The organism is Myxococcales bacterium (assembly GCA_012517325.1).
GTDB lineage: Bacteria > Lernaellota > Lernaellaia > Lernaellales > Lernaellaceae > JAAYVF01.
In genome coordinates this window covers 1-14,271 of sequence record JAAYVF010000064.1, presented here as the reverse complement: position 1 = coordinate 14,271, position 14,271 = coordinate 1, and the positions used below count along the sequence as shown (strand labels likewise).

10 protein-coding genes are annotated in these 14,271 nt (G+C 60.2%); 7 read left to right on the top strand and 3 right to left on the bottom strand.

Going from position 1 to position 14,271, the window contains the following annotated elements:
- Positions 1-51 precede the first annotated feature (51 nt).
- Positions 52-1,575 carry a polynucleotide adenylyltransferase PcnB gene (gene pcnB / locus GX444_11430; GenBank protein ID NLH49199.1) on the bottom strand — a complete coding sequence of 508 codons (1,524 nt, stop codon included), beginning with the start codon at positions 1,573-1,575 and terminating at the stop codon, positions 52-54.
- A 142-nt stretch (positions 1,576-1,717) separates the two neighbouring features.
- On the bottom strand, positions 1,718-3,061 hold the full coding sequence (locus GX444_11425; protein NLH49198.1) for an AAA family ATPase: 1,344 nt from the start codon (positions 3,059-3,061) through the stop codon (positions 1,718-1,720).
- A 285-nt stretch (positions 3,062-3,346) separates the two neighbouring features.
- Between GX444_11425 and GX444_11420 the strand changes: the two genes are divergently transcribed.
- From GX444_11420 to GX444_11390, 7 genes are all read left to right on the top strand, one after another.
- Positions 3,347-3,898: a hypothetical protein gene (locus GX444_11420; protein ID NLH49197.1), complete on the top strand. Its 552-nt coding sequence runs from the start codon at positions 3,347-3,349 to the stop codon at positions 3,896-3,898.
- A 137-nt stretch (positions 3,899-4,035) separates the two neighbouring features.
- On the top strand, positions 4,036-5,229 hold the full coding sequence (locus GX444_11415; protein NLH49196.1) for an exo-alpha-sialidase: 1,194 nt from the start codon (positions 4,036-4,038) through the stop codon (positions 5,227-5,229).
- A gap of 153 nt (positions 5,230-5,382) precedes the next feature.
- Positions 5,383-7,881 carry a copper-translocating P-type ATPase gene (locus GX444_11410; protein NLH49195.1) on the top strand — a complete coding sequence of 833 codons (2,499 nt, stop codon included), beginning with the start codon at positions 5,383-5,385 and terminating at the stop codon, positions 7,879-7,881.
- 170 nt (positions 7,882-8,051) lie between these two features.
- The gene (locus GX444_11405; GenBank protein ID NLH49194.1) at positions 8,052-8,390 is read left to right on the top strand and encodes a signal peptidase I; all 339 of its coding nucleotides are present in this window, start codon (positions 8,052-8,054) and stop codon (positions 8,388-8,390) included.
- A 233-nt stretch (positions 8,391-8,623) separates the two neighbouring features.
- On the top strand, positions 8,624-11,821 hold the full coding sequence (locus GX444_11400; GenBank protein NLH49193.1) for a PAS domain S-box protein: 3,198 nt from the start codon (positions 8,624-8,626) through the stop codon (positions 11,819-11,821).
- A 52-nt stretch (positions 11,822-11,873) separates the two neighbouring features.
- Positions 11,874-12,095 carry a hypothetical protein gene (locus GX444_11395; protein NLH49192.1) on the top strand — a complete coding sequence of 74 codons (222 nt, stop codon included), beginning with the start codon at positions 11,874-11,876 and terminating at the stop codon, positions 12,093-12,095.
- Positions 12,096-12,180: 85 nt separating this feature from the next.
- The gene (locus GX444_11390; protein ID NLH49191.1) at positions 12,181-12,846 is read left to right on the top strand and encodes a diphthine--ammonia ligase; all 666 of its coding nucleotides are present in this window, start codon (positions 12,181-12,183) and stop codon (positions 12,844-12,846) included.
- Here GX444_11390 and GX444_11385 read toward each other — a convergent pair.
- Positions 12,843-13,382, bottom strand: coding sequence for an AAA family ATPase (locus GX444_11385; protein NLH49190.1), 540 nt, complete (start codon positions 13,380-13,382; stop codon positions 12,843-12,845). The two genes, GX444_11390 and GX444_11385, sit on opposite strands and share 4 nt — an antisense overlap.
- Positions 13,383-14,271 lie beyond the last annotated feature (889 nt).

The following is a 14,271-nucleotide window of genomic DNA, read 5'->3' as shown; positions in this document are numbered from 1 at the left end:
TCCAGCGTTCCGCGCACTTGCGGCCGCCGCCCGATCCGGCGTTTTTTCCGTCTACTCGGAGTGCTTGAACCGCAGGGAATCGTCCGGCGGCGAAGCCGGCGGCTGATTTTTCGGCGGTTGTTCGGCGGGCGCGGCGGCCGGCGTTTCCGGCGTTCCGGTCTTGGCGCGCGCGGTGCGATTGCGGCTCCGGTGCGGGCGCCGGCGTTTTTTATTCGGCGAGGCTTCGACGAACAACAAGGCGTTCTGATCCAGCCCAGCTTGAAAAAGCGGCTTGGGCAAGCGTTCGCCGGTGTGCCGCCGTTCGATCTGGTAGAGCATCAAACCGGGCACGAAATAGGATTTGCGCAGGATGTGCTTGGGTATCTGTGGCCCGTACGAAATGGCGCGTTCGAGTTGCGATTGCCCGGCCAACAGCAGCGCGGCGGCTTCGGCGTTGGCCTTGCTGACGCCGATCTCGGCCAGAATCGGCTTGACGAAGCTCCGGACGGCGGCGGACAGGAAGCCGCGCAGGCGCCGCGGATCTTCGACCTGGGCGGGGAAATTCTGCGCCGCCACCAGCGGCGACATCAGCGCGGCGAGGATCACCGGGAACGGCACTTCCTTGCCCCGCGCGATCGCCTCGTCCACCGCGGCGAGGTTGCGGAAGAAATGCTCACGCACCTCGGGCCGGCCGCCGTCGTCGCCGAACACCCGGCGGATCGTCGGCATGATCCGGCCGAGCAGGCCCAGGTCGAGCATGATTTCCAGGCTCTTCCGGCTGCGCCCCTCGACCAGCTCGCGCAAAAATTCGTCGCGCCGCCGCGACGGGTTGACCTTGGCGATTTCCGCCGCGCATTCGCGGATCGCCTCGCGGGTTCGTGGTTCGATGGCGAAGCCCGTTCCCGCGCTGTGGCGCACGGCGCGCATCATCCGGATCGGGTCCTCGTGGAACCGCGTCACCGGGTCGCCGATCACGCGGATGACCCCGTTTTTCAGATCGGCCATGCCGCCGACGTAATCGTAGATGGCGAAGTTCTGCAGGTCGTAGTAGAGGGCGTTGATCGTCAGGTCGCGCCGGTGCGCGTCCTCGGCCGGCGTCCCGAAGGTGTTTTCCTCCTGCACCGGACCGTCGCTCTCGACGTCGAAATCGACGCCCCGCCGGAAGGTGGAAACCTCGATGATCTCACCGTCGCGGAAAAAGACGTGCACCAGGCGGAAGCGGCGGCCGATCAGCCGGCTGTTGCGGAACAGCGCCCGCACCTGCTCCGGCTTGGCGTCGGTGACGACGTCGAAATCCTTCGGCCGTTTGTGGATCAGCACGTCGCGGATGCCGCCGCCGACAAGATACGCCTTGTAGCCGTGCTGGATCAGCCGGCCCATCACCTTGAGCGTGTTGACGCTGATGTCGCGGCGGCTGAGCGTGTGTTCCGGGCGCGGAATGATCAGGGGCTCGCTCGCCGGAATCGCCGGCGCGGCCGGTTGAGGGGCGCGGGGCGGCGACGGTTTCACGGGCGGCGATGCGGCGTCCGGTGTCGTATTCGTCGGGGCGGGCGAATCGGTCTTGGGTTTTCTCCAGCGGCGCAACCATCCGAGCAAGTCGATTCCTCAACTCCATTCGGTTCAACTAAAACGCGACTTTGCTAACACGGAGGATCGCCCGGCGTCAAGCACCGATCGACGGCGCCAAAGCGGACCGCGGCGGCATCGTTTTCTCCTCGCGGCGTTGCAATCGCCGGTGTCAGCGTTTCCAGAACGTGGCGCCGTCACCGGAAAGGTGCAGCGCCGACAACTCGCGCAGTTGCTTGTGGCAACCGTCGGCCAACTCCTGGATGTACAGGTTGGCCGGCTTGAGGTCGGCCAGGATCTTGCGCAACTGCTCGACCGTCACCGACAGGTCGTCCTGGCGCGTCAGTTTCGCGGCCAGTTCTTCCTTCCAGCCCTTCTGCGGCGGCACGACGCCCAGCGCTTCGAGGTTGATCGTCTCGGCGCGCTTCGGGTTGGCCTTGAGAATCTCGATCACGTTGAGCACGGTGGTCAGCAGCACGAGCTGCTTGCGGAAGGTCTCGTCGCTGTGCAGATAGCGGATCGTCTCTTCCGCCGTCTTGGCGAAGATCTTCTCTTCCTCGTCGTCGGCGCCGACCATGCACAACATCATGTTCATCTGCGGCAGGTCTTTTTCCTCGACCTTCGTCCGGCCGTCGAGCAGCGCCCAGGCGCGCAGGTGGTTGATGACCAACGCCTGGCGGCGCGGGCTGATGTAGTAGCCGCCCTTCGCCTTCTTCATGCGGTCGATGAAGTAGCGCAGGATGATGTTTTTCAGGTACAGGACCTCGTCGCTGACCTCGATGTTGATGTCGCCGACCTCGCCGCAGACGACGCGCGACAGGTAGTCGATCTCGTCGCGGGAAATCGGCTTCATCGGCCCGCGCCCCTTGCCCTGCATGCCCATGAACGACCGGTCGATGCGGTACTGCGTGAAGGCGTCGGATTCCGAGGCGATGACGCTGCGGTAGGCGAAGCGGTCGACCACGGCCTCGGTCACCTCGTTGAGGCGCAGGTAATTGGAGGCGGCCATGCAGGTGTGCAGCCGGGCATGGTAGCGCTCGCTGCCCTCGAACAGCATCCGGTCGGAAAGCAGCAACATGATGTCGCGCAGGATTTGCTCGTTGGTGTCGAACAACTCGTCGAGGAACGCGAAATCGGCCTCGAGGACCGAGCCGCGTGTCCGCCGCACCTTGACGCCCTCGTCGCGGTAACGGGGGATGTCGATCGGGCCGAAATAATTGTCCTTGGTGTCCTCCACCGAGGCCTTGATGCTGAAGGTTTTCGCGCCGGAAGCCTTGAAGATTTCAAACAATTCGTTGGCCAGCAAGGATTTGGCGATGCCCGTGCGGCCCAGCAACATCAAGTGCTGGCGGGTCAACAGCGCGCAGGCGAACTGCATGATGATCAGGTCGCGGCCGATGACCTTGTCGGCCACCCGCGCGAATTCCTCGCGCATCTTGGCGACGATCTGCTGATAGTCGAACGCGGTGAAGTAATACTGCGTCGCTGACGTACGAACATGCCTGACGTTGGACATCCTACACTCTCGTTATCCGGACCCTGCATTAACGATCGCGCTTGGATTATCGACACCTTCCGGCGAAAAGTCAACTTTTCATACTGAATGAAGAATCATTCAGGAAGAACGCCGGGAATCGCGGATCGCCGCCTGAAATCCAGCCGTGAATCCCCCGATCGGCCGGCTCAGGAATTTCGGCAAATCCTCCGTGAAATCCCCGAGATTCGCCATAAACCGCGATCGAAAGCTTAAGCTCTGGCGAAAATGGGCCTCAATGGCCATTTCAAACCCAAGGAGTAAAAAATGAAACGGTTTCCGTTGTCGATTTTTACCGCAACCATCCTGCTTGCGCTCGCTTTGGCCAACTGTATGCAAAACGACGATGACGACGATTCCTCCGCCGCCGTTGTCGGCCAAACCGACGCTATGGACGAGTACGAGCAAACCCTCGCCGATTCGGATGCCTTGATCGTTCAACACGGCGAGGCAACGTCGGCCGATCCGCTCGCGGACGTTTCGACCTATTGCGACCGGATGGACGAACAAATGAACTTGCTGGCCGACGCCAGATCCAAACTGCCGGCGGATTGTCCCGGTGAGGACGGTCATGGCGGGATGGTCGACGGCCAGTGCTGTCCTTGGGACGACGGCGACATCGAACACCTGATCGAACACGAAAGCGAATTGCGCCAAACGATGGAGAACTACCAGGCTCAATGCGGAGCCGCGCCGCCGGACGACGAGACCTGCGCCGTCATCCGCGACGAGCACGTCGCCGAGGCGCGTCATCTGGTGAAACACATCGAGGAATACACCGCCGACATGCGCACCGGCCACGCCATGCAGTGCATGTAACCGTGGATTGACGCGTTTTCAACCGCGGGAGGACCGGCGGATTAACCAACAACTAACAAAACGAGGGATTTTTTCTCCCGGCGGATGATAGTACGCTGACAACCGTCAGCGTCATTCCGACGAGGGAGAAAAATCCCATGCATTCGCCTGGTTTTCGTTGGTTGCTGCTTTGCCTGATCGGCGGTTTGGTGGTGTTCGGGTGGGCCTGCACCGATGCCGAGGACAATGCCGACGACGATAACGACGCCGGCGATGACGACACCGGCGAAAGCGACGACGACGATGACGACGACAACGATAACGATAATGATAACGACGACGACAACGACGACGTGTACTTCGCCGAGCAGGATCTGTACGTCAACCACGTCGACGGCTACCCGGTTTTCCGCATCCCGTCGGTGATCGAAACGACCCAGGGCACGCTGCTCGCCTTCTGCGAAGGGCGCGACAGCATCCTGGACGACGGCAACATCGACATCGTGCTGAAACGGAGTTTCGACGACGGACTGACGTGGACGGCGCTCCAGGTCGTCATCGACAACGACCTCGACACGGCCGGCAATCCGGCCCCGGTCGTCGACCGCGACACCGGCACTATTTGGCTGCCTTATTGCACCAACCCGGCACACGACATGAACAACCGTCGGGTATTCATCACCTCCAGCGAGGACGACGGCGAAACCTGGGCCGCGCCGATTGAAATCACCGAAATGACGCGACAGAACGATTGGACCTGGAACGCGACCGGGCCGGGCCGCAGCATCCAGTTGCGGAGCGGCCGGTTCGTGGTGCCCGGCAACCACCGCACGACGGGCGGCGAGTCGCATTCACACATCCTTTACAGCGACGACGGCCTTGATTGGCGGATCGGCGGCATCCTCGGCCCGGACACCGACGAGTCGCAGGTAGCCGAACTAGACGACGGCAGCCTGATCATCAACATGCGGGATCTGTCCGCCGAACACCGCCGCCAGATCGCCCGCAGCGACGACGAGGGCCTGACCTGGTCGGCGACGACCTACGACGATGCCCTGCCCGACCCCTCATGCCAGGGCAGCCTGCTGCAAACGCCGTACGGATTGCTCTTTTCCAACCCGGTGGGGGAAGTTGAAATCCTGCGCCACGATCTGACCGTCCGGCTGAGCGAGGACGGCGGCGAAACCTGGGCCGCTTCCAAGTTACTGCACCCCGGGCCGTCGGCTTATTCCGCGTTGTCGATCTTGCCCGACGGCCGCCTCGGCTGCCTTTACGAGAACGGCCCGATCCCGTTTCTGCCCTACAAGAAAATCACCTGGGCCGTTTTTTCCGCGGCTTGGCTGCGGGAATAGTCACGCCACGAAAAGTTGTCTTACCGGCCACCAACGTTTTTCAAACTCGTTTGAGGTGATTTTCGCCTTCCGGTATGCCACTTTCAATCGAGAAACCGGGATGATGGCAGGACCAATCCTTGACATTCATAAAAATATCATCACTCTTTCTCCATGGTTACGAAAACCGACCCGGAAGGCGTCACGCGCCTGGAGTTGCCGATCGCGGGCATGCATTGCGCGGCTTGCGCGCTCAAGGTCGAGAAAGGCCTGGCGGCGGCCCCGGGGGTGACCACCGCGGTGGTCAATTACGCGACGCAACAAGCCACGGTGAACTGCCAACCCGACCACGCCTCGCTCGCGGATCTGGTGAAAACGGTCGAAAACTCCGGCTATCGGGTGGCGACCGCCAGCGCCCGCTTGCCGATCGCGGGCATCCACTGCGCGGGTTGCGTGGCGCGGATCGAAAAAGCGCTCGCGGCCGTTCCCGGCGTGGTGAAGGCGGCGGTCAACCTGGCGACCTCGGAAGCGACGATCGAATTTCTGCCGAATCTGGCCGGTTTGGGCGATCTCAAGAAAGCCGTGGCGGCGGCGGGCGATTATCGCGTCCTGGAAACCGGCCCGGCGGAAGTCGCCGACCCGCTCGAAGCCATCCGCAACCGCGAATTGACTGACCTCAAGCGCAAGCTGGCGATCGGTGTGGTGCTGACCACCGTATTGATGGCGGCACATTTCCGGGATCACCTGTCCATGTTGCTGGCCGTGTCGCCGCAAGCCATGCATTACCTGGAATTTCTCCTGGCCCTGCCCGTTTATCTGTACGTCGGCTGGCAATTCCATCGCGGCGCCCTGATCGCCCTGCGGCACTGGTCGGCCGACATGAACACCCTCGTCTCCGTGGGCACTACCGCCGCGTTTGCCTACAGCGCGATCGCCACGTTCCGCCCGTCGCTGTTCGCCGCGCTGCAGGAAGGTATGCCGCCGGTTTACTACGAGACCGCCGCGATGATCATCACTTTGATATTACTCGGCCGGCTGCTCGAAGCCCGCGCCAAGGGCCGGACCGGCGCGGCGATCAAAAAGCTGATCGGCTTCTCGCCCAAGACAGCCCGCGTCTTGCGGCAAGGAGAGGAAATCGAGACGCCGATCGAGGACGTCGTCGCCGGCGAGACGATCGTCATCCGCCCGGGCGAGCGCCTGCCGGTCGACGGCACGGTGCTCGACGGCGCCAGCGCGGTGGACGAATCGATGCTGACCGGCGAAAGCCTGCCCGTGGACAAGACACCGGGCAGCGCGGTGTTCGGCGGCACGCTCAATAAAAACGGCAGTTTCCGCTTCCGCGCCGAAAAAGTGGGCCGCGACACGGTGCTGGCGCAAATCGTGCGCATCGTCCAGGAAGCCCAGGGCAGCAAAGCGCCGATCCAACGCCTAGCCGACCGGATCGCCGGGGTCTTCGTGCCGATCGTCATGTCCTTGGCCGGGTTGACCTTTCTCGTCTGGTATTCCCTCGGCCCCGAACCGGCGTTGACCCGCGCTCTGCTGAGTTTCGTCGCGGTGCTGATCATCGCCTGCCCCTGCGCCATGGGCCTGGCGACGCCGACCGCGATCATGGTCGGCACCGGCAAGGGCGCCGAGTACGGCATTCTGATCAAGGGCGGGCCGGCGCTCGAACAGGCGCACCGCCTGACGGCCGTCGTTTTCGACAAGACCGGCACGCTGACGCGCGGCGAACCCTCGCTGACCGACGTTTTACCGCTGGGCGGACGGTCGCGCGAGGAGGTGCTGGCGATCGCGGCCGGCGCGGAAAAGCCGAGTGAGCATCCGCTGAGTCTGGCGATCCTCGACGCAGCGCGCGAGACCGGATTGACGGTGCCAAAGGCGGAACAGTTCGAGGTACTGCCCGGTCGCGGCATTCGCGCCGGGTGGGACAGCCGCCGTTATTTCCTTGGCAACGAAGCCTTCATCGCCGAGCAGTTCGCCCTTCCTGACGAAGCGGCGGCGCAATACGCCGCGCTTGCCGCGCAGGGCAAAACCCCGATGATTCTGGCCGACGAGCGGCAGGTTCTGGGACTGCTGGCGGTCGCCGACACCCTCAAGCCCGACGCCCGGCAGGCCGTCGAGGCGCTGCAAAAAATGGGCCTCGCTGTCTGGATGATCACCGGTGACAACCGCCGCACCGCCGAGGCCATCGCCCGGTCGGCCGGGATCGACCATGTTCTGGCCGAAGTTTTGCCTGGCCAAAAAGCCGACAAGATCCGTGAGTTGCAGCAGGACGGCCAGGTAGTGGCGATGGTCGGCGACGGCATCAACGATGCGCCGGCACTCGCGGCGGCCGATGTCGGTATCGCCCTGGGTTCGGGCACGGACGTCGCGATGGAATCGGGCGACATCACCCTGATGCACGGTTCGCTGAGCGGGGTCGAGCGGGCGATCGCGCTCAGCCGGCGGACGGTGCGGACCATCAAGCAGAACCTGTTTTGGGCGTTTTTCTACAACGTCATCGGCATTCCGATCGCCGCCGGGATTCTCTACCCGTTTTTCGGGATCCAACTGCAACCGATGTTCGCTGCGGCCGCGATGGCGATGAGTTCGGTTTCGGTGGTGACCAATAGTCTGCAGCTGCGGGGTATTCGCTTGGATGTGCCTTCGCTCCCCCGGCCGGGAGACGGGTGAAAATCGGCCGCAAAATAACGTCCTTCCGGACTGTCCAGCGAAAAATCAACCATGGGACCCACGACTTTCTCAACTTTTTCGACCGGGCGCCGATAATTTCCTTGTAATGTGATTTTAAGATTACGTACAATCGATTCGAACTCTAAAAAAAATGAACCAAGGAGGACACGATGGAATTTCTGGTCGCGATCGTCTATTTAGCGGTGGTCGTTTTCATTATCGCCGGTTGCTGGAAGGTATTCACCAAAGCGGGAAAACCCGGGTGGGCCTGCCTCATTCCGATTTATAACATCATCGTGTTGCTGGAAATCGTCGGTAAACCCGTCTGGTGGTTCATTTTGCTGCTCATTCCGATCGTGAATTTCATCATCGCCATCATTCTCAACCTGGCGTTGGCCAAGGCTTTCGGCAAAGGCGGCGGGTTCGCGGCCGGTTTGATCTTCCTGCCGTTCATTTTCATCCCGATTCTGGGATTCGGTAGCGCTCAATACCAGGGCGCGCCTGCCTGAGCCAAAATCCATTCGTGCCGAATCTCATGCCGCGTCCGCTTCGGTGGACGCGGTTTTCTTTTTCTCCCCGTACTGCCATATTTTTTGAAAAAATCCACCGTTTGAATGATCTTAATATTCCAGGTCCATCGAAAATCATCCGATAACCGGTTTAACAAAGCAGAAATCGCACGAGAAATGCGGGACAGAAAAATATTTGCATTCGCCGATAAGGGGTTTTGGGGTTCGCGACCATGACTGACTTGAAAAAAAATCCGGACGGAAACGGCGGATCCCTATCCAACCAGGAACCGGGCCGCCTCACCGAAGCCATTCGGCGACCGTCGACCGAATCCGAAGACCATCTGCGTCTGTACAATGAGTACGGCTCCGAGGTCATCTTTATCGTCTCGAAAGAGTTGGTCATCCTTGATGTCACCCCATCCGTTGAAAAACACCTGAGCTGCCGACGCGAGGAATTGATCGGCCGGAACATCAAGGATCTGGCCGACTCCTTCGGCGTACTCAGCGAGGAAATGACCAGCGCCGCCGTTGAGAACGTCAACCGGTTTATCGCTGACCCGAATCTCGCCCTCTCCTTTTATGAATTCACCGCCGGCGACGGCAGGCAGCGGATCACCTCGACGACCAAATTCCCCCTCGTTCGGGAAGGCGAGGTGATCGGCTACATTTCCGTCGCCCGGGACGAGACGGAACGCATTCAAGCCGAGCGCGAGTTGAAACAGTCGCGGGCCAATTACGAGGCGATTTTCAACGCGGTCAACGACGCCATTTTCATCCACGAGGTCGAAACCGGGGATATCGTCGATTTCAATCAGCGGGTTGTCGAGCTCTACGGCATTTCCCCGGAGGAAAAAGGCCGGCTTTCGATGGACCGCATCGTCAACTTGCCGCCGCCTTTTTCGGCGGCTGATTCCCAAAACTGGATCCGTAAAGCGATCACCGAAGGGCCGCAATGTTTTGAATGGCTGGCGCAAGATAAAGCCGGCCGCCGTTTCTGGATGGAAGTCTCGCTCAAGCTGACGGAAATCGGCGGCGTGCCGCGGGTGTTGGCGGTGGTCCGTGACATCGAACGGCAAAAGTCGGTCGAGACGGCGATTCGCAACGCCGAGCGGCAACAGGCCGACCTGATCAATTTCCTGCCGGATGCGACTTTCGCGATCGACACCGCGGGCAAGGTCATCGCCTGGAACAAGGCGATGGTGGAAATGACCGGCATCCCGCCGGAACAAGTGCTGGGCAAAGGCGATTACTGCTACGCGATTCCCTTTTACGGTAAAGCGCAGCCGATCCTCATCGACCTGTTGTTGAAAGACGACCCGCAAATCGAAACCAAATACACCTTCCTCACGCGGGAAAAGGATACGCGGATCGCCGAGGTGGTCGCCCCGGCGTTGGGGGCCGGCGATCGCCATCTTTGGGCCTTGGCCCGCGCTCTGTTCGACGCGCAAGGGAATATCATCGGGGCCATCGAATCGATCCGCGACATTACCGATATCCGCCGCCATCAGGCCGCCTTGCACGAAAACGAATTGCGGTACCGCACTCTTTTTGAAATGGCCCACGACGCCATTTTCCTGCTGCACGGCAAGCATTTCGTCGAGTGCAATTCCAAAACAATGGAAATGTTCGGCGGCGCCAAAGAGGATTTGATCGGCAAGACCATCGATCATTTTTCGCCGCTCCGGCAACCGGACGGGATGGAATCGGCGGAAAAATGCGAGGAAAAGATTCAACTGGCGCTGCAGTGGCGGCCGCAGACTTTCGAGTGGCTGTTTCAGCGGCTCGACGGGATGATCTTCCCGGCGGAAGTTTCCCTCAGCGGCATCGAATTGGCCGGTCAGCGTTTTTTGCTGGCGATCGTCCGCGATATCGCCGATTTGAAGCGCTCCATCGCCGCCCTGAGCGAAAGCGAGGGAAAATTCCGGGCGCTCGCCGAAAATTCCCCGGACGCGGTGCTGCGCTTCGACACACAGCAGCGCATTCTCTACGCCAATGAAGCGGTGGAGCGGCTTGCGGGATTGCCGACGGCGGACCTTTTCGGGGTCCGGATCGAGGACCTTTCGCTGCCGACTCCGCTCAAGCAAATGTGGACCGAGGCCATACAAAAAGTCGTGGCGACAGCGGCGCCTTACCGCTTTGAGTTTTCCTTTCCGAACGGCACCTGGGTGGACTGGATCCTCATTCCGGAAATCAATCCGGATGGCAAAGTCGCCGCGGTGACCACGTCGGCGCGCGACATCACTTCCCGCCGCCAGGCTGAAACCGAACGAACCAAATTGGAAGAGCAACTGCGGCATTCGCAGAAGATGGAAGCCATCGGCCGGCTGGCGGGCGGCGTAGCCCACGACTTCAACAACATTCTGACCGGCATTCTGGGATATACCGAGATTCTCCAGCTGTCGCTGCAGCAGGAAGATCCGCTGCTGGAACACGTCGCCGAAATCCGCCGCGCGGGCGAACATGCCGCCAGTCTGACCCAGCAATTGCTGGCGTTCAGCCGCAAACAGATCATCATTCCACGGCTGGTCGACCTCAACGAACTGGTCGCCAATTCACAACGCATGCTGGGCCGCATTATCGGCGAGGACATCGAACTTCGCTTTGTCGCCGGTCCGGATTTGGCGCAAGTGAAGATCGATCCGCACCAGGTGGACCAGATCCTGGTCAACCTGGTCGTCAACGCGCGGGACGCCATGCCGTCCGGCGGCCAATTGGCGATCGAAACCACCAACATCGACCTGGACATTCAATTCGGGCACTTGCACCCCGACATCGAGCCCGGGCGTTACATCATGCTGTCCATCCATGACACCGGGCACGGCATGGACGAGGAAACGAAAAAGCGCATCTTCGAGCCGTTTTTCACCACCAAGGAAAACGGCACCGGCCTGGGTCTGGCCACCGTTTACGGGATCGTCAAACAGAACGGCGGTTCGATCAGCGTTTATTCCGAACCGGGGATGGGCTCGACCTTCAAAATCTATCTGCCGCGCGTCGAAAGCGCGCCGACCGGCGAGGAACGTCCGGTTCGCGACAAGCCGCCGACCGGCCACGAGACCATTCTGATCGCCGAAGACGAAAACATGGTGCGCAGCCTGGCCAAGACCGTTTTGTCGATGCACGGCTACAAGATCCTGGAGGCCCGCAACGGCGGCGAGGCGTTCCTGTTGTGTAAAAAGCACGGTGAAAAAATCGATTTGCTGCTGACCGATATCATCATGCCGAACATGAACGGCAAGGAACTGTACGAGCAATTGCGCCAGTTGCGGCCCGACCTGCGGGTGCTTTTCATGTCGGGGTACACCGAAAAAATCATCGCCGAGCAAGGGGTGCTGGACGAGTCGGTCAATTTTTTACCCAAACCGTTCACCATCGAGTCGCTGACGAAAAAAGTCCGCGAAACCCTGGATCAACCGCGCCCGAATTAAGGCTCTTTCCTCACCGCTTGCCGATCTTTTTGACTGAGCGTAAGGTGCGCCCATGATTACCGGCCGGCCAATCGAATTGTTGCGCGCCCGCCTGCAAGCCGCCGCCGAAAACGGCGCTCGGCCCGACCTGTTTTGTTCGTTCACCTGCTCGTTTTCCGATTCGGGTCAAGCGCAACACGCCGCCTGTCTGGCCGTGAACGGGATTCATTGCTCGCTGCTGGCGGATGTCGTCGAAAAGGGTTCGCCCTGCCGCGTACGCCAACTGATTCGCTGATCGGCCGCCGAGGATTCATCGCGTTCGTTCACGATTCGCTGGTCCGGGTAGTCGGGGAGTCGGGGAGACAGAGGGGAAGACGGCGATGGCGGAAAAAATCGCCCTGGCGTGGAGCGGGGGCAAGGACAGCGCCCTGGCGTTGTACGAGTTGCGCCGCAAGAATTACGAAGTAGTCGCGCTGTTGACCACGATCACCGAAGGGTACGATCGGATCAGCATGCACGGCGTGCGCGAAACGCTGCTGATCAAGCAAAGCGAAAACCTGGGCATCCCGCTGCTGCCCGTTCGCCTTCCGGCGCCCTGTTCGAACGAGGAATACGAAACCCGCCTGCGGGCGGCCACCACCGAATTGAAAAACCAAGGCATCGACAGCGTGGCCTTCGGCGATTTGTTTCTCGAGGACATTCGCCGGTATCGCGAGAACAACCTGGCGCAAATCGGCATGAAGGCGCTGTCGCCGCTGTGGGCGCGCAATACCGTCCGACTGGCGGAGGAGTTCATCGACCTGGGCTTCCGCGCTTATCTCACCTGCGTCGATACGCAAGCGCTGGCGGGCGAATTCGCCGGCCGCCTCTACGACCGCTCGTTGCTGGCCGAACTGCCCCCGACCGTCGACCCCTGTGGCGAAAACGGCGAGTTTCACACCTTCGTTTTCGCGGGACCGATTTTTTCCCGGCCGATCCCGGTGCGCCGCGGCGAGAAAGTGTTGCGCGACGATCGTTTCCAGTTCTGCGATCTGCTGCCGGATTAATTGAGCCGTTCCACCTTGAGGGCCAGATTCAAGCGGTTCAACAAGTCGGGAAAAAGCTGCTCGCGGTTCTCGTAAGTGACCACCACCGTCTCGCAATCGTCGCCGAGCCGCAGCCAGGCCTTCGCCTGCTCCGCCAGTTCCGGGCGCACGACCAGCAAACTGTTGCGCGACCGCCGGACGATGTGCAGGATCGGGAAGAATCCCTGACGTTTCATTTCCAGCGGGCCGATCTCGTCGATGACCAGCAAGTCGGCGCTCATCCCCAGGCCGATCGCCTTGATCGCCTTGTAGAGCGCGTCGTCACTGAAGGTGAACGGCCCTTGCGTCTGGCCCGGGCCGCCCCACAACGTGCTGGCCAGCGGCGCGCTGCTGCCCGCGGCGAGGTCGTGAACGACCAGCGTGCGGCCCTTCTCGTCGGCCTGGGTTTCGGTCAGCACCCCGCCGATCCGGTAGCCGACACGCCGCAATTCGTCGGTCAACCGGCGACACAGGGTCGTTTTGCCCACCCGCCGGTGGCCGGTCAGGATGATGTGCATCGATTTGCCCTCGCTGAAGACGATACCAATATTATCGAATCGGCATGATGGAATCGACGGCCTTTTTCATTTTATTTAATTTTTTCTTGTCACATTGGAATCGAATGTTTCGTTTCACGCATAACCGGTATTGAAACACACTTCAATGCAATCGGCGCGAAATTCACATTCGGATGTTTCGCAACTTTCAATGATGCATTCAAGATTGAGATGCGTGTAAACGTTTTTCTGACAATCGCCGAGACAGGATGCGAGAGTCGGACTTTCCAGGTCGCACTCCGCCAGCACTTCCAGATAATTCGAACAATCTTCTTGGCAGGTAGCGCTTGGTTCCGGTTGTGGTTCAGACGAATTATCGCTATGATCATCTGACTCTTCATCGCAAGCTAGAGCGCATGAAACAAAGAGCGATACTGAGCGCGAGATAGCCTATCGATTCGGTTTTCATTGCCTCACTCCTCTTCATGAATTGATTTCATGGACAAGATTGCGCTGTTACGATTGTACCATCCGGAGGAATCCAATTATTCAACTTCGTCGCCCAAATGTGATCGGGAAGCCACTCTGAAAGAGCCTAGCTTTCTCATTTTATAGATAGTTGGTATTGAGACACTCATTAATGCACTCGGTGCGCGATTCGCAAGAGGAATCATCGACGCATACCGTCAGTACAATACATTCCAGATTGAGGTGCGTAAACTTGCTTTCCTGACAGTATTCAAGACATGAGGCAAGTGTTTGACTTTCCAGTGTATTAGCTTAGCGACTTTGTCCCCTGTAACTGCTTAGCGATTATGTCCCCCATGAAGAAGGACATGATTTCGATGACTCCCAAGGAGTTACAGCGGATGAGGTTGCTGGTCTGCGTCCTGGAGGGGCAGCTGCCCCT